The 22,035-nt window shown below is 62.4% G+C and carries 22 protein-coding genes and 1 tRNA gene; 6 read left to right on the top strand and 17 right to left on the bottom strand.

What is annotated here, in order from left to right; all coding sequences use genetic code 11:
* Positions 1 to 86: 86 nt before the first annotated feature.
* The 5 genes from AC1RQ5_RS03060 to tesB form a co-directional block, all read right to left on the bottom strand.
* Entirely contained in the window at positions 87 to 1,526 is a 1,440-nt protein-coding gene (locus AC1RQ5_RS03060; RefSeq protein ID WP_493197044.1) for an ammonium transporter, read from the bottom strand.
* An 82-nt stretch (positions 1,527 to 1,608) separates the two neighbouring features.
* A complete protein-coding gene (locus AC1RQ5_RS03055) occupies positions 1,609 to 1,947 on the bottom strand; it encodes a P-II family nitrogen regulator (protein WP_233023963.1) in 339 nt (112 codons plus the stop codon).
* 406 nt (positions 1,948 to 2,353) lie between these two features.
* Complete coding sequence (locus AC1RQ5_RS03050) at positions 2,354 to 2,692, bottom strand: P-II family nitrogen regulator (protein WP_398481883.1); 339 nt, start codon at positions 2,690 to 2,692, stop codon at positions 2,354 to 2,356.
* A gap of 203 nt (positions 2,693 to 2,895) precedes the next feature.
* On the bottom strand, positions 2,896 to 3,192 hold the full coding sequence (locus tag AC1RQ5_RS03045) for a YciI family protein (protein ID WP_493197043.1): 297 nt from the start codon (positions 3,190 to 3,192) through the stop codon (positions 2,896 to 2,898).
* Between the two features lie 116 nt (positions 3,193 to 3,308).
* Positions 3,309 to 4,184, bottom strand: a complete 876-nt coding sequence (gene tesB, locus AC1RQ5_RS03040; RefSeq protein ID WP_398481887.1) for an acyl-CoA thioesterase II — start codon at positions 4,182 to 4,184, stop codon at positions 3,309 to 3,311.
* A 152-nt stretch (positions 4,185 to 4,336) separates the two neighbouring features.
* Between tesB and AC1RQ5_RS03035 the strand changes: the two genes are divergently transcribed.
* Positions 4,337 to 5,557, top strand: a complete 1,221-nt coding sequence (locus tag AC1RQ5_RS03035) for a ubiquinone biosynthesis hydroxylase (protein ID WP_493197042.1) — start codon at positions 4,337 to 4,339, stop codon at positions 5,555 to 5,557.
* A 124-nt stretch (positions 5,558 to 5,681) separates the two neighbouring features.
* On the opposite strand, the gene AC1RQ5_RS03030 is transcribed toward AC1RQ5_RS03035, so the two are convergent.
* The 3 genes from AC1RQ5_RS03030 to trxA are packed head-to-tail and all read right to left on the bottom strand — an operon-like array spanning position 5,682 to position 7,505.
* Entirely contained in the window at positions 5,682 to 5,876 is a 195-nt protein-coding gene (locus AC1RQ5_RS03030) for a Trm112 family protein (RefSeq protein ID WP_398481891.1), read from the bottom strand.
* A gap of 13 nt (positions 5,877 to 5,889) precedes the next feature.
* Positions 5,890 to 6,564: an LON peptidase substrate-binding domain-containing protein gene (locus AC1RQ5_RS03025; RefSeq protein WP_398481893.1), complete on the bottom strand. Its 675-nt coding sequence runs from the start codon at positions 6,562 to 6,564 to the stop codon at positions 5,890 to 5,892.
* Between the two features lie 29 nt (positions 6,565 to 6,593).
* A complete protein-coding gene (gene trxA, locus AC1RQ5_RS03020) occupies positions 6,594 to 7,505 on the bottom strand; it encodes a thioredoxin (protein ID WP_493203272.1) in 912 nt (303 codons plus the stop codon).
* 306 nt (positions 7,506 to 7,811) lie between these two features.
* Here trxA and AC1RQ5_RS03015 point away from each other — a divergent pair.
* The 4 genes from AC1RQ5_RS03015 (at position 7,812) to AC1RQ5_RS03000 (ending at position 10,826) form a co-directional block, all read left to right on the top strand.
* Positions 7,812 to 7,886: transfer RNA gene (locus tag AC1RQ5_RS03015), tRNA-Gly, on the top strand.
* 148 nt (positions 7,887 to 8,034) lie between these two features.
* Entirely contained in the window at positions 8,035 to 8,490 is a 456-nt protein-coding gene (locus AC1RQ5_RS03010) for a hypothetical protein (protein WP_398481895.1), read from the top strand.
* Between the two features lie 344 nt (positions 8,491 to 8,834).
* The gene (locus tag AC1RQ5_RS03005) at positions 8,835 to 10,091 is read left to right on the top strand and encodes a PQQ-dependent sugar dehydrogenase (RefSeq protein ID WP_398481897.1); all 1,257 of its coding nucleotides are present in this window, start codon (positions 8,835 to 8,837) and stop codon (positions 10,089 to 10,091) included.
* Positions 10,092 to 10,244: 153 nt separating this feature from the next.
* Positions 10,245 to 10,826, top strand: coding sequence for a c-type cytochrome (locus AC1RQ5_RS03000; protein ID WP_493197041.1), 582 nt, complete (start codon positions 10,245 to 10,247; stop codon positions 10,824 to 10,826).
* Positions 10,827 to 11,046: 220 nt separating this feature from the next.
* On the opposite strand, the gene panE is transcribed toward AC1RQ5_RS03000, so the two are convergent.
* The 4 genes from panE to AC1RQ5_RS02980 form a co-directional block, all read right to left on the bottom strand.
* Positions 11,047 to 11,967 (bottom strand): 2-dehydropantoate 2-reductase, encoded by a 921-nt coding sequence (panE, locus tag AC1RQ5_RS02995; RefSeq protein WP_493197040.1) that lies wholly within the window; start codon positions 11,965 to 11,967, stop codon positions 11,047 to 11,049.
* A 168-nt stretch (positions 11,968 to 12,135) separates the two neighbouring features.
* Complete coding sequence (locus AC1RQ5_RS02990) at positions 12,136 to 12,873, bottom strand: SDR family oxidoreductase (protein ID WP_493197039.1); 738 nt, start codon at positions 12,871 to 12,873, stop codon at positions 12,136 to 12,138.
* 138 nt (positions 12,874 to 13,011) lie between these two features.
* Positions 13,012 to 13,614 carry a 2-hydroxychromene-2-carboxylate isomerase gene (locus AC1RQ5_RS02985; RefSeq protein WP_493197038.1) on the bottom strand — a complete coding sequence of 201 codons (603 nt, stop codon included), beginning with the start codon at positions 13,612 to 13,614 and terminating at the stop codon, positions 13,012 to 13,014.
* A 109-nt stretch (positions 13,615 to 13,723) separates the two neighbouring features.
* The gene (locus AC1RQ5_RS02980; protein WP_493203270.1) at positions 13,724 to 14,311 is read right to left on the bottom strand and encodes a DUF2239 family protein; all 588 of its coding nucleotides are present in this window, start codon (positions 14,309 to 14,311) and stop codon (positions 13,724 to 13,726) included.
* A gap of 111 nt (positions 14,312 to 14,422) precedes the next feature.
* On the opposite strand from AC1RQ5_RS02980, the gene AC1RQ5_RS02975 reads away from it, so the two are divergent.
* The gene (locus AC1RQ5_RS02975; protein ID WP_493197037.1) at positions 14,423 to 15,088 is read left to right on the top strand and encodes a glutathione S-transferase family protein; all 666 of its coding nucleotides are present in this window, start codon (positions 14,423 to 14,425) and stop codon (positions 15,086 to 15,088) included.
* A 47-nt stretch (positions 15,089 to 15,135) separates the two neighbouring features.
* On the opposite strand, the gene AC1RQ5_RS02970 is transcribed toward AC1RQ5_RS02975, so the two are convergent.
* From AC1RQ5_RS02970 to ggt, 5 genes are all read right to left on the bottom strand, one after another.
* On the bottom strand, positions 15,136 to 16,188 hold the full coding sequence (locus AC1RQ5_RS02970) for an ABC transporter substrate-binding protein (RefSeq protein ID WP_398481909.1): 1,053 nt from the start codon (positions 16,186 to 16,188) through the stop codon (positions 15,136 to 15,138).
* A 383-nt stretch (positions 16,189 to 16,571) separates the two neighbouring features.
* Entirely contained in the window at positions 16,572 to 17,732 is a 1,161-nt protein-coding gene (locus AC1RQ5_RS02965; protein ID WP_493203268.1) for an ABC transporter substrate-binding protein, read from the bottom strand.
* Between the two features lie 252 nt (positions 17,733 to 17,984).
* Entirely contained in the window at positions 17,985 to 18,884 is a 900-nt protein-coding gene (locus tag AC1RQ5_RS02960; protein WP_493197036.1) for an amidohydrolase family protein, read from the bottom strand.
* Entirely contained in the window at positions 18,871 to 20,172 is a 1,302-nt protein-coding gene (locus tag AC1RQ5_RS02955; protein ID WP_493197035.1) for an MFS transporter, read from the bottom strand. Before AC1RQ5_RS02955 ends, AC1RQ5_RS02960 begins: the two co-directional genes overlap by 14 nt.
* A gap of 66 nt (positions 20,173 to 20,238) precedes the next feature.
* A complete protein-coding gene (gene ggt, locus AC1RQ5_RS02950; protein ID WP_493197034.1) occupies positions 20,239 to 21,978 on the bottom strand; it encodes a gamma-glutamyltransferase in 1,740 nt (579 codons plus the stop codon).
* Between the last annotated feature and the right edge of the window lie 57 nt (positions 21,979 to 22,035).

Here is a 22,035-nt window from a genome sequence, read left to right as displayed (position 1 = left end):
CCTTCGACGATCGGGACATTGCCGGGTATTGCCCCAATCGATCCCTGAAACCAAAACTCCGGCGCCTGAGCGCCGGAGTGAGGCGCTTACATGTTGTAGGCGCGTTCGGTGTGCTCGGTGACGTCGAGGCCTTCGCGCTCGACTTCGACCGTGACGCGCAGACCGACGATCACATCGACAACCTTGAACAGGATCGCCGAACCGATGCCGGAGAACACCAGCGTCAGCAGCACGGCCTTACACTGGGCGAGGACCTGGGTGACCATGTCGTAGTCGCCGATCTTGCCGGCCACATAGTCCATCACGCCGGTGCCGCCGAGGGCCGGATTGACCAGGATGCCGGTGCCGATCGCGCCGATGATGCCGCCGACGCAGTGGACGCCGAACACATCGAGCGAGTCGTCATAGCCGAGCGAGTTCTTGATGGTGGTGCAGAAGAACAGGCAGATGACGCCGGCAACGAGGCCGAGCACCAGGGCGCCCATCGGGCCGGAGAAGCCAGCGGCCGGGGTGACGGCAACGAGGCCGGCGACCGCGCCCGAAGCTGCACCCAGCAGCGAGGGATGACCCTTGGTCAGCCATTCCGCGAACATCCAGGCCATGGCCGCCGCAGCGGTGGCGAGGAAGGTGTTGACCATCGCGAGGCCAGCGCCGCCCGAAGCTTCGAGGTTCGAGCCGACGTTGAAGCCGAACCAGCCGACCCAGAGCAGCGAGGCGCCGATCATGGTCATGGTCAGCGAGTGCGGAGCCATCAGCTCCTTGCCGTAGCCGGTGCGCTTGCCGATGAGCAGGCAGCCCACGAGGCCCGCGATACCGGCATTGATGTGCACCACGGTGCCGCCGGCGAAGTCGAGCGCGCCCCAGAGGAAGATCTGGCCGCCATCGGCCATGACGCCATCAAGCTTGGCCTGCGCGGCAGCCTTCGCATCCGGAGCGGCGGCAGCGAGTTCCTTGGCAGCGGCAACGATCGCGTCCGGACCGGCCCAGTACCAAACCATGTGGGCCATCGGGAAATAGATCAGCGTGACCCAGAGCGGCACGAACAGGGCGACGGCTGCGAATTTGGTGCGTTCTGCGAAAGCGCCGACGATCAGCGACGGAGTGATCGCTGCGAAGGTCATCTGGAAGCAGAAATAGACCATTTCCTGCACGGCGACGTCGGCCGAGAAGGTACCCGCCATCGATTCCGGCGTGATGCCGGCCATGAAGGCCTTCGAGAAGCCGCCGATGTAAGCGGAGCCACCGGTGAAGGTGATGCTGTAGCCGTAAACAGCCCAGATGATCATGACGATACAGACGGTGTAGAGGATCTGCATCAGCACCGAGAGCATGTTCTTGGAGCGGACGAGACCGCCATAGAACAGGGCCAGGCCGGGAATGGTCATCAGCAGCACGAGGACCGTCGAGGTCATCACCCAGGCGTTGTCGCCCTTGTTGATGGTCGGATCGGCGTAAGCCGCGGTTGCGGCAAACAGGCCGACGGCAAGTGCCGCCAATCCCGCGCCAGATGGACGCTTGAACGTCATGTGTTTGACTCCTGAGTAAAGAAAACGAGGTGAGCGTTGAAAGAGGATGCTGGTCTGAATCGATTGGCCGAGATGCTGGCGCTTACAGCGCTGCGGCGTCGGCCTCGCCGGTGCGGATACGAACGGCGTGTTCGAGGCTGATCACGAAGATCTTGCCGTCACCGATCTGGCCGGTCTTGGCGGCTGCAGAGATCGCGTCGATGGTCTTGTCCACCTGGTCGGAGGCGACCGCGACTTCGATCTTGATCTTCGGCAGGAAGCTCACCGCATATTCCGCGCCGCGATAGATTTCCGTATGGCCCTTCTGGCGGCCGTAGCCTTTGACTTCCGTCACCGTCAAACCGTGAACGCCAATGGCGGTCAGGGCATCACGGACTTCTTCAAGCTTGAACGGCTTGATGATCGCCATAACAATTTTCATGGGTCCTATCCCCGCTAGGCCCGACGATCTGTCGGGCGATCTTGACTGAGGTTCCCACGCGGAGAAATTCACAACGCGGTCGCAGCCTGATCCCTGTAGAATCAAATGCCGTGCCAACCGGGCCGAGACCGCTAACGGTTTATGAATCCCGCGCTTTTCACGCTTTAGGCAGACCGACTCAAACTGCGCCATTCGGTCGCGCTTAAAGTCTAGTCAGTTCTGCCTAAAACAAAAGCATGACAGGGTATCGACAAAATCCTGCTTAGCGGCGAGGCATGCGAGAGGTATTCCGCCACGTAGATTTAGGGCAGATGGCAAGAAATTGTCTAATCTGCAGGCCATTCAGCTATGGCGCGAAAAATCGCTGATTTTCAACTGCAGGCAGGAAAGTCCTGCGCAAAGTGGCTCAGAGCGCGTCGCTGTCGGTCTCGCCGGTGCGGATGCGGAGCGCACGGTCGATGGGGGTGACGAAGATCTTGCCGTCACCGATCTGGCCGGTGCGGGCGCTGGAGGAGATCACTTCGACGGTCTTGTCGGCGAGGCTGGAATCCACCGCGATCTCGAGGCGCAGCTTGGGCAGGAAATTCACGATATATTCGGCACCGCGATACATCTCCGTATGGCCCTTCTGCCGGCCATAACCCTTCACCTCGGTGACGGTCATGCCATGCACGCCGATGGCGGTCAGTGCCTGACGCACTTCGTCGAGCTTGAACGGCTTGATGATCGCGACCACGAGCTTCATGACAGGCATCCTTTAAGGCAATCCCAGCCCTGCTTACGCAATCAGGGGATGGATGGCCAGAGGGGCGCGCAGGCAGTTCCCTCTCCCGCTCTTGCGGGGGAGGGTTAGGGTGGGGGTGTCTCCCAAACTCCTGAGCGTGTGGCTGCCCCCACCCCGGCCCTCCCCCGCAAGCGGGAGAGGGAGAAGAGGAGCGCTTGGCTGCGTCACAACAAACACACCCCGCCGATATAGGCCCGGCGCTGCCGCACGATGCTGACGCGCTCGAACAATCCGGCGGTGGTGAAGGGATCGGCGGCGATGAAGGCTTCAGCTTCGGCGCGATCCTCGGTGTCGAGCACATAGATGCCGCCGCCAAGATCGCTGCCGTCGTCATGGAGCTTGGCGCCGCAGGCGAGCAGCTTCTTGGCGTGCCTGGCCAGAAACGCCAGATGCGCGGGGCGATGCTCGGCGCGAATGGCCTGGCTGCCGGGCTTGTCGAAGGTTTCGATCACGTAAGGCATGCGTGTGTCCCTCACATACAGGGCCGTAGGATGGGTTGAGCGCAGCGACACCCGTCCCAACAAGCGCCGGAGCCCGCGGTGATGGGTATCGCTGCGGTCAACCCATCCTACAAGTCTCAGCTCTTCGGCTTCTCGCGGCGCTCGCGCACCGAACCTTCTTGCGCGACCGAGGCGACCAGCGTGCCGTCGGGCTTGAAGATCATGCCGCGGGCGAGGCCGCGGCCGTTCTGGGCGCTCGGCGAGTCCTGGCTGTAGAGCAGCCATTCGTCGGCCCGGAACGGGCGATGAAACCACATCGCGTGATCGAGGCTCGCCGCCATCGCCTGGCCGTCGAACAGCGTGCGGCCATAGCGCGACATGATGGAATCGAGCAGCGAGAAATCCGACGCATAAGCGAGCGCGCACATATGCAGCGCTGGGTCGTCCGGCAGCTTGGCGGCGGTGCGAATCCAGAAATTGATGCGGCCGTCCGGGATTTTCTCGCCGGCATAGCGCTTGAATTCCACCGGCCGCAGCTCGATGGGACGGTCGCTCTCGTAATAGCGGCGGATGTAATCCGGCATCTTTTCGATGATCGAGTCCTTTGCCACCTCTTCGGCCGAGAGCTTGTCCGGCGGCGGCACATCGGGCATCGGATCGAAGTGATTGAACGAGTCCTCTTCCTCGGCGTGGAACGAGACCATCATCGAGAAGATCGCCTGGCCATGCTGGATCGCGGTGACGCGGCGGGTGGAATAGCTCTTGCCGTCGCGCAGGCGCTCGACCTCATAGATGATCGGGATCTGCGGATCGCCGGGCAGGATGAAATAGCAATGCAACGAATGCGGCATGCGGCCTTCCACCGTGCGCACCGAGGCGACCAGGGCCTGGCCGATGACCTGGCCGCCGAACACGCGCTGCCAGCGCGTCTTGGGGCTGCGGCCGCGGAACATGTTCACCTCGATGGTCTCGAGATCGAGGATGTCGATCAGATCGATCAGGCTCTTGGACATGTTTGGGTCTCTCGGCGTTTCTTGTGGTCAGCAGCGGGGGCGTGACGGGCGATTAACCAGGGACGGATGATCCAGGTCATGGTTCCCCGCCCTTGTTTCGCATTCCTGTTTCGCCCAGCTATAAGCGCGTGGCAACAGCAGGAACGGGTATCATGGCGGCACAAAAAGGCATTGTCATCGGCGGCGGCGCATTCGCCGGTCTGGCGCTGGCTTTGGCGCTGCGCCAAGGGCTGGGGCCGCATGTGCCGGTGATCGTCGCCGATCCCGCGCTGGCCGTGCGGCCGAGCCGCGATCCGCGCGCATCGGCCATCGTCGCCGCCTGCCGACGGATGTTCGATGCCATTGGCGTCTGGGACGCGGTGGCTGCAGAGGCGCAGCCGATCCTCGATATGGTGGTGACGGATTCCAAGGTCGATGATGCCACGCGGCCGACCTTTTTGACCTTTGCCGGCGAAGTCGAGCCGGGCGAGCCGTTTGCCCATATGGTCGAGAACCGGCGCCTGATTGATGAGCTGGTTCAGCGCACCGAGGCTGCCGGTATCGATCTCCGTGCGACGCCGGTGACGACCTTCGATGCGCGGCCCGATGGCGTCAGCGTCACCCTTGGCGATGGCAGCGTGATCGAGGCGGCACTGCTGGTGGCGGCCGATGGCGCACGCTCGAAGCTGCGCGAACGCGCAGGGATTGCGACCCATGGCTGGGATTATGACCAGTCCGGTATTGTCGTCACCGTCGGCCATGAGCGCGATCATGAAGGCCGGGCGGAAGAGCACTTTCTGCCTGCCGGGCCTTTCGCGATCCTCCCGCTGAAGGGCAATCGCTCGTCGCTGGTCTGGACGGAGAAGCGCAGGGATGCCGAGCGCATCGTGGCGCTGCCAGAAGATGAATTCCATGCCGAGCTGGAGCGTCGCTTCGGCCTGCATCTCGGCGAGGTGAAAGCGCTCGACAAGCCGCGTGCCTTTCCGCTCGGCTATTTCGTCGCGCGCTCCTTCATCGGCGAGCGCCTCGCACTGATCGGTGATGCCGCCCATGTGATCCATCCCATTGCGGGGCAGGGGCTCAATATGGGCCTGAAGGATGTGGCCGCGCTGGCGGAGAGCATCGTCGATGCGGCACGGCTGGGCATGGATTTCGGACAAAGCGATGTGCTGGAGCGCTATCAGCGCTGGCGCCGCTTCGACACCATGAGCATGGGTGTCGCCACGAATGTGCTGAATTTCATGTTCTCGAACGACCTGCCTTTTGTGCGCAGCATTCGCGATATCGGTCTCGGCATTGTCGATCGCCTGCCGCCGCTAAAGGGCGCGTTTATCAAGCAGGCGGCTGGATTGTCGGGCGAAGTGCCTCGGTTGTTGAAGGGCGAGGCAATTTAACTCAGCCCCTCATGGTGAGGAGGCGCGTAGCGCCGTCTCGAACCATGAGCTGGCCTGGCTCCGCGTTCGCGGCCATCCTTCGAGACGCGCGCGTTGCGCGCTCCTCAGGATGAGGGCCGGCACCTCAATCGATCTTCCTCGCCTCTTCCGGCAGCATGATCGGGATGCCGTCGCGGATCGGATAAGCGAGCTTGGCCGAACGCGAGATCAGCTCCTGGCGACCCGCGTCGAATTCGAGCTGGCCCTTGGTCACCGGGCACACCAGGATTTCCAGGAGCTTGGGATCGGTGCCGTCCTGCGGATCGGTCGTCATGTTCATTCAAAACTCCGGATTACTGCAGCGGTGGGTCGCCGCTGGTGCGTTTCTTGGCGAGGTCCATCTCGGTGATGGCGATCAGGATTTCGGCGCGGGTCTTGAGATCCGGCGCTTCCAGCATCGCCTGTTTCTCCGGCGGGCCGTAAGGCGACATCATCGCAAGCGCATTCACCAGCGCCTCGTTCGGCGCCTTGTGGATGCCGTCCCAATCGACCTTGAGGTTGTTGGCCTTGAGGAAATCGCCGAGCACTGCCACCAGCGCATCGCGGTCGACGTCGTCCTCGCCCTTGCGCGCCGTGAAATCATCGACAAACGGAAAGTAATCGACCTTGCATTGGCGATACTGCGTCAGCACCGACAGTTCCTCGATCACTTCGAAACGCGACACGCCGGTGAGTTCGAGGATGTAGCGGCCATCGCCGGATTCGGCGAGCTGGGTAATGCGGCCGACACAGCCGACCTTGAAGAGCGACGGGTGTTCGTCATCGTCCGAATGCACCGCATCGGGCTGGATCATGCCGATCAGGCGGTGGCCGTCGCGAAACGCGTCGTCCACCATCGCCAGATAGCGTTGCTCGAAGATGTTGAGCGGCATCTGCCCGCGCGGGAGCAGCAAGGCGCCCGGCAGCGGAAATACCGGAATCACTTCCGGCAATTCGGCAGGCCCGCGATAGTCGGCATTGATGGGCATGTCCGGTTCCGATGCGTCGTCAGAGGCAGTTACGAGAACAGGATAGTCGACAAACGCCGGCGTCCGTCAACGGTCGCTTCATCCACCGGGCCCCAGGCCTCGAAGAACTGCAGCAGCTGCTTGCGGGCGCCGTCATCGTTCCACTTGCGGTCGCGCTTCACGATCTCGAGCAGGTGCGTCACCGCCTGCTCGCGCTGGTTGGCGCCGTTCAGCGCCACCGCAAGATCGAAACGCGCCTGATGATCGAGCGGATCAGCGGCGACCTTGGCTTCCAGTTCGGTCACCGGGCCGAGCGCATTGGCCTGCTCGATGAGATCGATCTTGGCCTGCACCGCCGTGACGGCGGCCTCCTCGCGCTTGGCGGCGGGGACCAGTTCCAGCGTCTGCTTGGCCTGTTCGATGGCGCCGGTGGCGACATAGCAGCTGGCGAGGCCAGCGATGGCGGCGATATTGGTGGCGTCAGCAGCGATGATCTCGCCATAGATCGAGGCGGCCGTGGCCGGATCGCCTTCGACCAGAATGCCTTCGGCTTCTTCCAGCAATTCAGCGGTGGTCGGCTCTGCGCCGGGGCGGCCGGCGGTGAGCTTGTTGATGAAGTCGGTGACCTGGCTCTCCGGCACCGCGCCCATGAAACCGTCGGCCGGCCGGCCGTCGACGAAGGCGATGACGGCGGGGATGGACTGGATGCCCATCTGGCCCGGAATCTCCGGATTCTCGTCGATATTCATTTTCACCAGCTTGACCCGGCCCTTGGCGGCGGTCACGGCCTTCTCGATGATCGGGGTCAGCTGGCGGCACGGGCCGCACCACGGCGCCCAGAAGTCGATCAGCACCGGCTGGTGCTTCGATTCCTCGATCACGTCCTGCATGAAGGTGCGGGTGGTGGTGTCTTTAATGAGGGCAGACCCTGCCTGCGGCATCGGTTCGCCGCCCTGTTCCATGATGGTCACGTCAACCTCACCTGTGTCCGGGAAATTCTGCGCGCTTCTAGCACGCCTGATGCGCATTAAATGGCGTCCGTGGCAGTAATTTGCAATCGGATGGCGGCTGCCGCATTGCCGCGGAATGCGGTTGCCGGCCGCAAACCAGGTATTTCCGGCATTATTTGATGGTTTGGCGCGCCAAAACCGGTCAAAAATCCGATTCACGGAACTTGGCACATTCCTTCGTCTTTCTGTTGCAATCGCCGCCGGCATTTGGCATATGTCCGCGCGTCGGCGGCGCACCATCGTTGCCGCTTCTAGGATGCGGGTGTAGCTCAGTGGTAGAGCACGACCTTGCCAAGGTCGGGGTCGAGGGTTCGAGCCCCTTCGCCCGCTCCAGAACTTCCGCTCCGGAAAACTGCTCTCAACGCATACCCATTTATCTGACATCGCCGCCATGCGGCCGCATTGTCGCGCGTTGATCCATCTCGCTTGAAATCGGGCAAGGTTGCGCAGACAATCGCCGTCGCACGGGTGTGAGACGAAGATGCCGTCGACTACGGATTCCAATCTGGAAATAGCCAGGCGCGCCAATGACGAGGCGCGGGCCGATTTTGCGACCTGGCTGATGATGTCGAAGCTGAACAGCGTCAGTGCCCTGCCCGCGGAAGCCCAGACATTCTTTGCCGGCTATCTTGCCTTGGCCGCGCGTGGCAAACAGGCCGAGTCCGCGGCGGCCGAGGCGACCATCCAGACCGTCTATCGCCATTACTATGCCCGCATGGGCGGCACCGGCTCTGCGCCGGTGATCAAGCCGGCCCCGAAATCGAAACTCATGTCCGACAACAATTCGAACAACCGCGACAACGTCACCCCCTTCCGCCGCATCAAGCCGGACACGCCGCCGCCGCGCGAAAAGAAGAAAATGCCGGTGGCGCTGATCTTCATCGGGCTCGTGGTGCTGGCGATTGCGTGGCGCTATCTGAGCAAGGGCAGTTTGTAACTTCTCCACTTTAGCTCCACCCTCATCCTGAGGAGCCGCGTAGCGGCGTCTCGAAGGATGGCCAAGTGTGTGGATTGAAGCCAGCTCATGGTTCGAGACGGCGCTTCGCGCCTCCTCACCATGAGCGCTTGTGCATTGCATCTCGCATTCGCATCGCAACTAACAAAACGCACGCGCGTCATGCGCGCGTTGCTGCATAGTTGCACTTTTCACCCGCGACATTTGTGCTAGCATCCCCTCGTCTACTTCAATCAGCAGACCAATAAAGTTCGTCTCGAACGATCAATAAAACATAGCAGCCTCAGTTCTCGTCACAGGGACCCGCTGCACAGGGAGTGAACGCGATGAAATCGATATTTGGTCGATCCGTTCTTGCATGCGCCGTGATCCTCGCCACTGTCGGGATCACCCACGTCAGCGCGCAGCAAAAGCTCAAGAGCTACAAATCCGACACGAAAGATTTCTGGACCAATCCGCCCGATGACTGGTTCCTCGGCGACGAGACCGAAGCGCAGAAAGGCCTCGCACCGCCGTCCGGCCCGCCGACTGGCGCGTCGGACAAAGAACTCGCCGACATGATGAAAAAGATCAAACTGCCGGCGGGCTTCAAGATCGAGGTCTATGCCTCCGGCGTGCTGGCTGCGCGGCAGATGGCCTGGGGTGATAACGGCACGCTGTTTGTCGGCTCGTTCGGCATCGGCAATGTCTATGCGATCACCGACAAGGGCGGCAAGAAAGAGGTCAAGACCGTCCTCAAGGGCATGAAGATGCCCACCGGCCTCGCCTTCCAGAATGGCGCGCTCTATGTGATCGATATCGACAAGCTGATCCGTTACGACAATGCGGAGGCCAATCTCGATAATCTCGGCACCGGCAAGGTCGTTTATGACGACATGCCGTCCTATGCGGCGCATGGCTGGAAGTATCTCGCGCCGGACAAGGATGGCTGGTTCTATGTGCCATTCGGCCCTCCCTTCAATATCGGCATTCCGCCGACCTCGCTGTCGCAGATCCGCCGCGTCGATCCGAAGACGGGGAATGCTGAGATCGTGGCCCTCGGCGTGCGCAATAGCGTCGGCGGCGACGTCGATCCGCGCACCGGCAAATACTGGTTCACGGAGAATGCGCGTGACTGGATCAGCGATGACATGCCGAGCGACAAGCTCAACATGATCACGAAGCTTGGCGAACACTTTGGTTATCCGCATTGCCATCAGGGCGACATGGAGGATCCCAAATTCGCCATGGGGCATAAATGTTCGGAGTTCACGCCACCGGTGCTCAATCTCGGCGCTCACGTGGCACCGCTCGGCATGAAGTTCTACACCGGCGACATGTTTCCCGCCGAATACAAGAACAACATCTTCATCGCCGAACACGGCTCGTGGAACCGGCACAAGTATCAGGGCGCGCGCATCAAGCGCGTGATCGCCGATCCCGATGGCAAGAACGCCAAGCAGGAGGATTTTGCGACAGGCTGGATCGAGGGTGACCAGGGCTATCTCGGCCGCCCCGCCGATGTGGTGCTGGCGAAAGATGGCTCGCTGCTGATCGCGGATGACTGGGCCGGTGCGGTGTACCGGATCTCTTACGCGAAGTGACGTGACGACTATGGCGTAAGGAGAGACCGCGCTCCGGCCCCTCCACGTCATTGCGAGCGCAGCGAAGCAATCCAGAAAGCCAAGAACTGGATTGCTTCGTCGCTTCGCTCCTCGCAATGACGAGCCTGAACACGAGCGAACCGGAATGCGGAAATGCAATCCCGATCGATTCTCGCTTCTTTCTGCATACTTGCACTCAGTTTTATGCCGTCCGCTGCCGCCGACATCCCTGCCGGCAAGGAAAAAGCTGAACTCTGCATCGGCTGCCATGGCGAGAACGGCCTCTCGCAGATGGAGAACACGCCCTCCCTCGCCGCGCAGCCCGATCAGTTCATCCAGTGGCAGCTGATCTTCTTTCGTGCCGGCACACGCAAGAGCGAGGAGATGAAGCCGATTGTCGAGCAGCTCGACAATAACGACATCCGCAATCTCGGTGCCTATTTCGCGTCGCTTCAGCCGCCGGAGAAGAAGGCGGACGACAATCCCGACCTGTCGGCCAAGGGCAAGCAGGCGGCAGCCGGCCGGCGCTGCGCATCATGTCATCTGGATAGTTATGCCGGCACCAAGGCAGTGTCGCGCCTTGCCGGGCAGCGCGAGGATTATCTGCTGAAGGCGCTGCGCGACTACAAATCCGGCGCGCGTGCCGGAGGTGGCATGGCGGCGATGGCGGAGGTGGCCTACTCGCTGAGCGAGGAAGAGATCGAGGCGCTCGCGCATTATCTCGCGCATTTGTAGCGCGGTTACTCTTATCCCGCCCCCATCCTGAGAGACTGACTCATAAAGCGATGGGGTATTCTTGGCTGGACTTGCTCGGGACAGCAATCCCAGCTCGCTTCTCCGTTCCTCATCCTGAGGAGCCGCGGAGCGGCGTCTCGAAGGATGGCCGCAGGCTCTGAACCCGGCCAACTCATGGTTCGAGACGGCGCTACGCGCCTCCTCACCATGAGGGCGGAGTTTAACTCCGCTGGTTCTCATACGTCTTCAGATGCGTATAAATCATCCGCAGCCGCGGCACGGCGACCTTCGCGGCGTCCGCACGGGCGATCATGTCGCCGACGATCTGGTCGGCTTCGATCGCGGATTTGCCGAGGATGTCGCGATACATCGAGGCCGTCGCCTTCGATCCCTCCGCCGTGAGCATGGCTTCGGTGCGTTCGATGAAGGCCGCGCGTGGTGTGAAGCCGTTGGCAACGGCTACAGCGGCGCATTCGTCGCGGACGCCGAGAATGAAATCACGGCCGCCGGGTGCGGCAAGAATGTCGCCGATGGCGCCGCGCATCGATGAGGTCGATCCGGCGATGCTGGCGAGAAACACCCATTTCTCCCACATGTCGTGGATGATCGTTTCGGAGGCGGCGCCACCGAAATTGCCGGTCTTCATAATCGCATCGATGGCCTTGGCACGTTCAGAGCTGCCACCCTTGCGCTCACCAAAGCTTAGCACCTGAAGCGGCGTCATCTGCACGACCTCGCGCTGCTCGTTCAGCGTGGCGGCGATCTGGCACTGACCGCCCATCACCGCATCCTCGCCAAAAATGCCTTCGAGGACGTCCAGATGCTTCATGCCGTTGAGCAGCGGAATGATCGTCGTCTTCGGGCCGACGGCCGGTGCAAAGGACTTGATGGCGTCGTCGAGGTCGAAGGCCTTGCAGCTCAGCAGCACCACGTCGAATGTCTCGGTGAGCGCATCGGCCTGCACCGTGGGCGGGTTCTTCAGCGTCACATCGCCATGGGGACTCTTGATCACGAGGCCGGCGCTGGCGAGTTCGCTGGCGCGCTTGGGGCGGACCAGGAAAGTGATGTCGTTTCCGGCCTGCAACAGCCGTCCACCAAAATAACCGCCGATGGCGCCGGCGCCGACCACGAGAATACGCATGGAGTGATGTCCTTGATGACAGATATCTGTTTCTTGTCGTTCGTTCGACCATGGTGAGAACCTCATCCTGAGGAGCGGCCATTTGGCCGCGTCTCGAAGGATGGAGATCGACTTCCATGGTTCGAGACGCGCGAAGGCGCGCTCCTCACCATGAGGGCTGAGTTTCTTCTACCACTTCTCTCCGAATGGTCGAATCTCCATCTCGAACGTCCACGCGCTGCGTGGCTGGCTGTAGAGTTGCCAGTAAGACTCCGCCACCGAGGCCGGCGGCATCAGCAGGTCCGGATTGTCGAGCGCGCTTGGCCCCAGTGATTCCAGCCGGCGTTGCCGCACCCATTCGGTATCGACGCCGGAGTCGATGATCAGATGCGCCACATGGATATTCTGTGGGCCGAGTTCGCGCGCCATCGCCTGTGCGACGGCGCGCAGGCCGAATTTGGCGGAAGCGAAAGCCGCGAAGCCGGAGCCGCCGCGGAGGCTGGCAGTGGCGCCGGTAAAGAAGATGTTGCCCTGCTTGCGCGGCAGCATCAGCCGCGCCGCTTCGCGGCCGGCGAGGAAGCCGGAATAGCACGCCATTTCCCACACTTTGCGAAAGACCCGTTCGGTGGTGTCGAGGATCGGGAAATTGACGTTGGCGCCGACATTGAAGATGCAGACCTCGAGCGGCGCATGGGCATCGGCGTCATTGAGGAAGGCGGTGATCTCCTCCTCCTTGCGGGCATCCAGCGAACGCGCATGGATGCTGCCGCCTCTGGCCTCGATCTCGGCGACCAGCGGCGCCAGCTTGTCGCCGTTGCGGCGGCCGGCAAAAACCGTAAAGCCCTCGGCGGCAAATTTCTTGGCGATCTCGGCGCCGATGAAATCGCCGGCGCCGATCACGGCCACGGTGGCGTTGCGTTTGGTCACGAGTCGTCTCCTCCTTTTACAGTCCTCATCCTGAGGAGCGGCGTCTTCGCCGCGTCTCGAAGGATGGCGACACACTCCTCATGGTTCGAGACGGCGCCAAGAAACGCCTCCTCACCATGAGGTCTCGAAGCCAATGGACTAAGGTGCGATCATCTCCTCGACGTCGCGCAACTGCTCCTTGCCGAAGAACATCTCCTTGCCGACGAAGAAAGTCGGCGAGCCAAATGCCCCGCGCTCGACGGCATCCTGCGTATTGGCGATCAGCTTCGCCTTCACTTCGGGCTCCTGCCCGCGCGACAGCAGTTTTGCAGCATCAAGGCCCGATGCATTGAGCGCGGCGATGGCGACTTCAAGATCGTCCATCTTTTTCGGCTCCACCCACATGTGATGGAAGGCCGCTTCGATGTATTTTTCGAACACGCCTTCGAGCTGGGCTGCGACGGCGGCGCGCATCAGGTTCAGGGTGTTGACGGGGAAATGCGGATTCCATGCATAGGGCTTCACCTTGAAGCGCTTCACGAAACGATCGGTCTCGATCTGGTGAAACTCGCGCTTGTTCTTCACGCCGGCATAGGTCTCGGCGGGCGAGCGGTTGTTGGTGGCCTTGAAGATGCCGCCCAGCAGCACGGGGACATAGTCGAACTTTGCGCCAGTCCGCGCCTCGATGGCGGGGATCGCCTCATGGCTGAGAAAGGCATTGGGACTGCCGAAATCGAACAGGAACTGGGGCGAGTTGGTCATGTCTGCTCCCTGTGCGTGGCGGCTTCGGGTGCCGCCAACTTATATGACGCGTGTCATTCAAAGAGAGCCTAGCGGCTGATCCGCGAGGGATCAACCGCCAGGGCATGTGCTAATCGCGATCGCTGAATGCAAGCGCGATGATGTGATCGCGGATGTCCACCGGCCAGGGCGCGATCAGCTCGCCGAATTTGCGACGGTCGGCGGCGAACAGCGCGCGCGAGGCATCCTCGAAATCCGGCAGATCGCCGGCCATCGCGGCCATGAAGTGATAGGCCGCGTCGCGGGCTGCCCGGCTGCGATCGCGGTCGCCATTGGCGCGGCGGGCCTCCTCCACCAGCTTTCGCAGGGCCACCGAGGCGCCACCCGGTTGGTCGGCGAGCCAGTCCCAGTGCCGCGGCAGCAGCGTGATCTCGCGGGCGACCACGCCGAGCTTGGGCCGGCCACGGCCGCGCGGCTCGGCGGGTGTCTCCGGCTCCGCCGCCGTGGGCGGCTGCAGCCGGGCGACGATCTCCCGATGGCTGCCGCGCAGATCCACGTCGAGGGATTTGCCGGTGGCATTGTCGAAAATGATGACGGGATCGGCCATCACTCCGGTGGCAATCTTCACAGCCACCGCCACCTCGGCCAATGGCCCGGACGCCAGCAGTTTCGGGCCGGCAAACGCGCTATAGGGAGCTGTCATCGTCGTTTCGGTCATCATGGGAATTGGCTCGTCCAGTCATCAAGATGGATGCTAATTATACCCGGATAATAAATACGTCAATATTACCCGGGCAATAATTTGCTCGGCAGAGGCCAGGAAAAACGCATGCTTACGGTCCATCACCTCAACAATTCCCGCTCCCAGCGCGTGCTCTGGCTGCTCGAGGAGCTCGGCGTACCTTATGAAATCGTGCGCTATCAGCGGCAGCCGAACATGCTGGCGCCGAAGGAGCTGCGCGCCATTCACCCGCTCGGCAAGTCGCCGGTCATCACCGACAAGGGCAACACGGTCGCCGAGTCTGGCGCCATCGTCGAATACATCATCAAGACCTATGGCAATGGCCGGCTGATCCCGGCGGACAATACGCCCGAGCGGCTGCGCTACACATACTGGCTGCATTATGCCGAAGGCTCGGCGATGCCGCCGCTGCTGCTCAAGCTGATCTTCGGCCTGCTGCCGAAACGTTCGCCATTTTTCATGCGCCCCTTCGTCAATGCGATCTCGGCGAAAGTGCTGGCGACGATGGTGACGCCGCAGCTCAAGCAGCATATGGCGTTCTGGGAAGGCGAACTCGGCAAAAGCGAATGGCTGGCCGGCAATGACTTCACCGCGGCCGATATCCAGATGAGCTTTCCGTTCGAGGCGGCCAGTGCGCGGGGCGGGCTCGACCAGAACTATCCGAAAGCGATGGCCTGGCTGGCGAAGATTCATGCGCGGCCCGCCTATCAGCGTGCGCTGGAGATCGGCGGGCCGTACGAGGTCGGAAAATAGTTCGGGGCGGAGCGGTGCCGGTCCCCCTCGGCGCCGCTCCGCGCCCCTCAGTTGCCTCCGGTGATCTTCACCGCTGCGATGTCGAAGGGCTTCGTCTTCGCTTCCGCGTCGACGGCCTTCGCGATCTCCAGATTCACTGAGTCCTGCACCTTCGGCACGCGCGGCAGCAGCTTCTCGCCGTGGCCCCATTCGCCCATGCGCTGCATGCTGGCGAGGCCGGCCGGCGAGACCGCCGTGGTGATGTCGGCAAAGGTCTTCGCGCTCCAGTTCGGATCGAAGGTCGAGGCGCGCTCGATCACTTCGGTCGGGATGCTCTTGGCCGGCTCGAGCGACTGGAACCACTTGTTGGTGCGGTCGTGATTCTGGCTGGCATAGAACAGCGCTTCCGCATGCGCACGCAGGAAACGCTTCAGCACGTCGGGCCGCTTGCTGACGAATTCGTCGCGCGCCTGCAGCACCATGGCCGGCGCGGTGTTCTGCGAGATCACCTTGGCAAGACCTGCCTGTTCGAACAGCGTCACCCACGGATCCCACATGAAGAAGGCGTCGATCTTCTGCGCGCGCACGGAGTCGGCAAGCTCCGGCGTGCCGAGATTGACGAAGTTCATGTCGCTGCCGACCTTGAGGCCGGCGCCGCGCACGGCCTCCTGCGCATTCAGATAGGCCGTGATGCCGAACAGCCCGAACACCTGCTTGCCCTTGAGGCCCGCCAGTGAATCGATACCCGACTTGGTGGTCGCCAGCACCGCCGAGCGGAAACTCGACTGATGCGCCACCACCTTGATCGGCGCGCCCGCCGCCATCAGCATGACCGCACTGAAATCGGCGACACTGCCGATATCGGCTGCACCCGACACCAGCGCCTCGTTGATCGGCGGGCCGCCGGCGAACTGGATCATCTCCAGCTGCAAGCCGTGTTTTGCGGCGATGTCGGTGTTCTTCAGCGTGTGCTGCAGCTGGGCGGACACCGTCACGGTGTTGGTCCAGCAGAATTTCACCTTGTCGAGCGCCTGGGCGCGCGCGACATAGGGGGCCGCGAATGCGGAGCCGACGCTGCCTGCGAGCAATGCATTGAAATGACGGCGTGTGAAATGGGCCATGCGTATTGTCCTTCCGCGTATCAATGGCGAGCGATACACGCGCGCGCGCGTGCAGACGTGAACATGCGTCGTCGCGCATCCCGGCGGTGCGCGGACATGACGATCTCGAATGGATGGTGTTGCGCATGCGGCCGTTGGTCAGGATACCCGGCCGTCTCTATCCCTGCGTCGATGCCAAGTGTGGTCGGCGGAATGGCTTGCTGTCAAAGCCATATGTTTTGCAGCGCAGGCGCGATTTTTGAGCATGCGATGATGAGGCGCCCGCTTTGGGCGGCACAGGCTCGCTGACAGGTCGCCATTGCCAGCGATGTGCGATCCAGCGTTGCCGGATACTTCGCACCGGGAAAAGCCATCGGCTCTTCCCGGTCTTCTGATGATGAAGCTTAGTGTGTCAGGTACGGACAGCCACCTTCCGCCATCGGGCGAAACGCTTCATCGCCCGGAATCGTCGTCACGGTTTCATACAGATCCCACGGCTGCTTCGATTCCGTCGGCTTCTTGATGCGCATCAGATACATGTCGTGCACCATGCGGCCGTCGTCGCGGACCTTGCCGCCTTGCGCGAAGAAGTCATTGACCGGATTGGCTCGCATCCAGGCCATCACCTTCTCGGTGTCGGTGCTGTTCGTTGCGGCCACCGCCTTGAAGTAATGGCGCAGCGATGAGTTCACGCCGGCCTGATAGGCGGTCGGCATCGCGCCGTGGCGCTTGTAGAACTCCTGGCTGAAGGCGCGCGTCTCTGGCGTGCGATCCCAGTAAAATGAATCGGTGAACATCAAATCATGGGCATTGGCGAGGCCCATCGCATGCACGTCGGTGAGGGTCACCTGCAGCGCCACGATCTGCATGCTGCTCTGGATGTTGAACTCGGCGGCCTGGTTCACCGCCGTGGAAAAATCGGCGCCGGCATTGGCGAGGCCGAGAATTTTTGCGCCCGATGACTGCGCCTGCAGCAGGAACGACGAGAAGTCCGCCGTGCTGAACGGATGCTTCACCGAGCCGATCACCTTGCCACCGGCGGTGGTGACGGCCTTCGAGGCATCACGCTCCAGTGCCAGGCCGAAGGCATAGTCGGCCGTCAGGAAGAACCACGAATCGCCGCCGCGTTTGACGATCGCCTTTGCGGTGCCGTTCGCCGCCGCATAGGTGTCGTAGGTCCATTGCACGGAGGTCGGCGAACACTGCTTGCCGGTGATGTCGGACGAGCCGGCGCCGGAGATCAGAAAGATTTTCTTGCGCTCGCGGGTGAGGTTCTGCACCGCCAGTGCCACGGCGGAGTTCACGCCCTCGGACACCACATCGATCTTCTTGTTGTCGATCCAGTCGCGCACGATGGCGGTGGCGACATCGGGCTTGTTCTGGTGATCGCCGGAAATGATCTCGATCTTGCGGCCATTGATGCTGCCGCCGACTTCTTCGGCCGCCATCTGTGCCGCGATCACCGAACCCTTGCCATTGCCGTCGGCATATTGGCCGCTCATGTCGGTGATCACACCGACGCGCAGCACGCCATCTTCCGCGCGCAAGGCAGCGGTCGAACACATCAGCAGCACGCCGGCCGCAACGGCTTTTACGAAATTCAAAGTCACGCAGTTTTCTCCCTTGGTCGCCCCTGTTGCGAGGCTGATCGCGGCGCTCGTGAGCGCGGCGTCGTCAGGGAGGTTGCCGAGGGCGCGACATTTTGGCAATGCGCGAAGCTACCCGTGAGCGCGCCGCTGCCATGCGGACAATGGCGCTGTGTCGCCTTTTGGTTGCCGCTGGATGCGGCCCCACGCAGGCGTGGGGCCGCACAGATGTCAGACCGGCGGGAAGCCGAATAGTTTTTGCGGATTGCTGGTGAGAATGCGGTTCCGCGTTGCTTCGTCCGGCACCCAGTCGGCCAGCAGATCCTGCAGGTCGCCGACGCTCGGCATCGCGTTCCAATTGGCCACATGCGGCCAGTCCGAGCCCCAGACACAGCGGTCGGGATTGGCGGCGACGAGCTTGTGCGCAAACGGCACCGTATCGCGATAGGGCGGACCACCCTCCACGCTGGTGCGGTTCGGCCCGGAAAGCCGAACCCAGGCACCGTCACGAACGATGCCGACCAGCGCATCAAAGCCGGTATCGCCGATGCCGCGCGAAGTCGGGAAGTGCCCCATGTGATCGACAAGGAACGGCACCGGCAATTTGGCAAAGCGCGATGCCAAGGCCGGAATATCCTTGGCGTCCATCAGGAACTGCAGGTGCCAGCCCATCTCGCGGCACAGAGCGGCATAGTCCTCAAGCTGGCCGAAACCCTTGCCGCCGCCATAGAGCACGTTGAGACGGAGACCGACTACGCCGGCTTTCTTCAACGCGGCTTTTTCCTTCTCTGGGCAATCGAGATCGATCACCGCGATGCCGCGCAGGCGTGCGCGGTTGGCGGTCAGCGCATCCACCAGCAGACGATTGTCGGTGCCGTGCACGCTAACCTGGGTCAGCACGCCATAAGTCGCGCCCGTCACGTCCAGCATCGAGAGATAGGACGCAGCCGTCGCCTCAGGCGGCGTGTAGCTGCGCTCGGCCACGAACGGATAGTCGGGCGGCAGGCCGATCACATGTGCATGCGTATCGACCGTGCCGGGCGGCACGGTGAAGCGCGTGGTGCAGCGCTGGATGGGCGCCGGCCCCGGGCATGCCCGGGGCTCGGCCGATGATGTGTCAGGCGTCTGCATGGAGAATACGTCCGCGGGTTTCGGGCAGCGCGAAAGCTGCAAGGAAGAACAGGGCATAGGCGGCCACGGCGAAGATCGCGATGGCATTGCCGAGGCTCGTGGTGTTGGAGAGCGCACCGACCAGGAACGGGAATAGCGCGCCGATGCCACGGCCGAAATTGTAGCAGAAGCCCTGGCCCGAGCCGCGCAGGCGGGTCGGATAGAGTTCGGTGAGGAACGCACCCATGCCGGAGAAGTAACCGGACGCGAAGAAGCCGAGCGGGAAGCCGAGAACCCAGAGGATCTCGTTGGTGAGCGGCAGCTGCGTGTAAGCGATGATGACCGCGATGGCGCCGATCGAGAAGATCAGGAACAGGTTTCGCCGGCCGATGCGATCGGCAAGCCACGCGCCGACGAGATAGCCGATGAAGGAGCCGATGATCAGCGCCGACAGATAGCCGGTGGATGATACGATGGAGAGTTTTCGCTCGGTGGTGAGGAAGCGCGGCACCCAGAAAGTGATGGCGTAGTAGCCGCCCTGGCAGCCGGTGGCAGCGAGCGAAGCGAGGATCGTGGTCTTCAGCATCGGGCCGGCGAAAATTTCGCTCAGCTTCGGACGATCACCGCTGGCCGCCTGTTTGGCACGGGTCTCCGCAGCGATGGCCGGTTCTTCCACATAGCGGCGGAGATACAGCACCAGCAGCGCCGGCAGTGCGCCGATGGCGAACATGTAGCGCCATGCGATATCCGGCGGCAGCAACGAGAACAGTGCCGCCTGCGAGAGCACGGCCAGACCCCAGCCGACAGCCCAGCCCGATTGCACCGAGCCGACCGCACGGCCGCGATATTGCGGACGGATGGCTTCGCCCATCAGCACCGCACCCGCCGCCCATTCACCGCCGAAGCCGATACCGAGCAAAGCGCGTGCGATGAGAAGCTGATCGAAATTCTGCACGAAGGCGCAGACCAGCGAGAAGAACGAGAACCAGAGAATGGTGATTTGCAGCGTTCGAACGCGACCGATGCGGTCAGCGAGATAACCGCCGAGCCAGCCGCCGAGCGCCGATGCGAGCAATGTCACCGTGCCCGCGAGGCCGGCCGTGCCGGGATCGACCTTCCACAAGACGATGATCGTGCCGATCACCAGCGGATAGATCATGAAGTCCATGCCGTCGAGCGCCCAGCCGGTAGCGCAGGCCCAGAAGGTGCGCCGCTCGGGCACGTTCATGTCGCGATAGAATGCGAGAAGGCTGGTGTCTTCGATTTCGGCGCGCTCGATGGCGCCCGATCCGTTCGGTGTGTTGCTCATTGTTTCCCCCTGTCTTCGATCGGTCAGGCGTTTCGCCTGCCACCAATTCCAGAACATCGGGAATGTTTAGTATCCCGATGCCGTAGCGCCACGCGTACGCGGATCGGGAGCACCGAGCAAGCTATCCGGCGTTGCAAGAATAGAATTTGCCGAAGTCTGGCCCATGGGGAAGACAATGCTATGGCCTAAAGCCTTTAGCGAAATCAATGTCGCCTCGGAAAAGCCGTTCTCGATCCGCACGTCATCGGGCAGCCATTGATGATGCAGTCGCGGGGCAGCAACGGCGGACATCACATCCATTCTGTAGTCGATCACATTGACGATCACCTGCAGCACCGTCGAAATGATGCGGCTGCCGCCGGGCGATCCCGTGACAAGCACCGGCTTTCCGTCCTTCAGCACGATGGTCGGCGTCATCGAGGAGAGCGGGCGCTTGCCAGGTCCGGGCAGATTGGCCTCATAGCCGACGAGGCCGTAGGCATTGGATGCGCCGGGCGATGCGGTGAAATCGTCGAGTTCGTTGTTGAGCAGCACGCCGGTGCCTTCAGGTACGAGACCCATGCCGTAACTGAAGTTGAGCGTGTAGGTGTTGCTCACCGCATTGCCGGCGCTGTCGAGAACGGAATAGTGCGTGGTGTTCTGCCCTTCGCGCGGCGGCTTCGGCGCATCACTCCAGGGCGTCGCCCGCTTGGGATCGATCGTGGCGCGCTGCTTCACTGCATAGTCCTTCGAGATCAGCGTTGCGATCGGCGCATTGACGAAAGCGGGATCGCCGAGATAGCGCGCGCGATCGGCATAAGCACGCTTCATCGCCTCGATGAGCAGATGCAGCGACGGCGCGGAGCCCTGCTGCATCTCGGCAAGCGGAAAGCCTTCGAGAATGTTGAGCGTCTCCAGCAACACCGTGCCGCCTGAGGACGGCAGCGGCATCGAGACGATGTCATAGCCGCGATAGGTGCCACGCACCGGCTCGCGGATGACAGGTCGATAAGTCTTGAGATCATCGAGCGTGAAGATGCCGCCGGCATTATTGATGCCGCTGACGAGCTTCTCGGCGACGGGGCCCTCGTAGAAGCCGCGCGGCCCCTGTTGCGCGATGGCCGTCAGCGTGTCCGCGAGGTCGCTTTGCACGAGCCTGTCGCCCTCGCGCAGCGATGTGCCATCGCCGCGCGAAAAGATCGGTTTGCTCGTTGGCCAGCGTGCCAGGCGGCGATGCCAGTCGGGCAATGTGTCGGCGCCGTCATCGGTGAGCACAAAACCGTCGCGCGCAAGCACAATGGCCGGCTGCAGCAAATCGGACAGCGTGAATTTGCCCGAGCCATATTTTTCCAGTGCCAGTGCGAGTCCTGCCACCGTGCCGGGGACGCCGATCCCGAGTGCACTATCGCGCGACTTCGCGATATCCGGCTTGCCGTCGCTGCCGAGAAACATGTCGCGCGTCGCCTTGCCGGGCGCCGTCTCGCGATAGTCGATGGTGACGTCCTCGCCTTTGGCGGTGTGGATCACCATAAAGCCGCCGCCGCCGATATTTCCGGCGCGCGGATAAGTAACAGCCATGGCAAAGCCGGTGGCCACGGCCGCATCCACGGCATTTCCGCCACGCGCCATCACATCGGCGCCAACCTGCGCGGACAGCCGCTCCTGCGCCACGACCATTCCGTGTTGCGCGGTGACCGGCTTCAGCGTGCCCAACGGTGCGGGAGTATAGTTATCGCGCGACTGTTGCGCGTTTGTCGGCTCGGCCGTCGCCAATATTGCTACGAGTGCTGCAGCGCATGCACAACGCAGGAAAGTAAAACACGTCATCGATGGCTCCGGCTGAGCGGCGGATACGATCGTTTAACCGCCACCCATGCTATATGG

This window comes from Tardiphaga sp. GW821-FHT12E02, assembly GCF_058807155.1.
Note: the sequence above shows the minus strand (reverse complement) of the source record. Positions and strands in the feature narration are given on the sequence as shown.

Coding starts and splice junctions, on each gene's coding strand:
- AC1RQ5_RS03030 (WP_398481891.1), bottom strand. CDS start 5,876: ATGAACATGACGACCGATCCGCAGGACGGCACCGATCCCAAGCTCCTG.
- ggt (WP_493197034.1), bottom strand. CDS start 21,978: ATGACGTGTTTTACTTTCCTGCGTTGTGCATGCGCTGCAGCACTCGTA.
- AC1RQ5_RS02960 (WP_493197036.1), bottom strand. CDS start 18,884: ATGCAGACGCCTGACACATCATCGGCCGAGCCCCGGGCATGCCCGGGG.
- AC1RQ5_RS03025 (WP_398481893.1), bottom strand. CDS start 6,564: ATGCCCATCAATGCCGACTATCGCGGGCCTGCCGAATTGCCGGAAGTG.
- AC1RQ5_RS03045 (WP_493197043.1), bottom strand. CDS start 3,192: ATGCCTTACGTGATCGAAACCTTCGACAAGCCCGGCAGCCAGGCCATT.
- panE (WP_493197040.1), bottom strand. CDS start 11,967: ATGCGTATTCTCGTGGTCGGCGCCGGCGCCATCGGCGGTTATTTTGGT.
- AC1RQ5_RS02980 (WP_493203270.1), bottom strand. CDS start 14,311: ATGACCGAAACGACGATGACAGCTCCCTATAGCGCGTTTGCCGGCCCG.
- AC1RQ5_RS03060 (WP_493197044.1), bottom strand. CDS start 1,526: ATGACGTTCAAGCGTCCATCTGGCGCGGGATTGGCGGCACTTGCCGTC.
- AC1RQ5_RS03055 (WP_233023963.1), bottom strand. CDS start 1,947: ATGAAAATTGTTATGGCGATCATCAAGCCGTTCAAGCTTGAAGAAGTC.
- AC1RQ5_RS03050 (WP_398481883.1), bottom strand. CDS start 2,692: ATGAAGCTCGTGGTCGCGATCATCAAGCCGTTCAAGCTCGACGAAGTG.
- AC1RQ5_RS02975 (WP_493197037.1), top strand. CDS start 14,423: ATGCTTACGGTCCATCACCTCAACAATTCCCGCTCCCAGCGCGTGCTC.
- AC1RQ5_RS03005 (WP_398481897.1), top strand. CDS start 8,835: ATGAAATCGATATTTGGTCGATCCGTTCTTGCATGCGCCGTGATCCTC.
- AC1RQ5_RS02970 (WP_398481909.1), bottom strand. CDS start 16,188: ATGGCCCATTTCACACGCCGTCATTTCAATGCATTGCTCGCAGGCAGC.
- AC1RQ5_RS02955 (WP_493197035.1), bottom strand. CDS start 20,172: ATGAGCAACACACCGAACGGATCGGGCGCCATCGAGCGCGCCGAAATC.
- AC1RQ5_RS02985 (WP_493197038.1), bottom strand. CDS start 13,614: ATGACCAACTCGCCCCAGTTCCTGTTCGATTTCGGCAGTCCCAATGCC.
- AC1RQ5_RS03010 (WP_398481895.1), top strand. CDS start 8,035: ATGCCGTCGACTACGGATTCCAATCTGGAAATAGCCAGGCGCGCCAAT.
- tesB (WP_398481887.1), bottom strand. CDS start 4,184: ATGTCCAAGAGCCTGATCGATCTGATCGACATCCTCGATCTCGAGACC.
- AC1RQ5_RS02965 (WP_493203268.1), bottom strand. CDS start 17,732: ATGTGTTCGACCGCTGCCTTGCGCGCGGAAGATGGCGTGCTGCGCGTC.
- AC1RQ5_RS03035 (WP_493197042.1), top strand. CDS start 4,337: ATGGCGGCACAAAAAGGCATTGTCATCGGCGGCGGCGCATTCGCCGGT.
- AC1RQ5_RS03000 (WP_493197041.1), top strand. CDS start 10,245: ATGCAATCCCGATCGATTCTCGCTTCTTTCTGCATACTTGCACTCAGT.
- trxA (WP_493203272.1), bottom strand. CDS start 7,505: ATGGAACAGGGCGGCGAACCGATGCCGCAGGCAGGGTCTGCCCTCATT.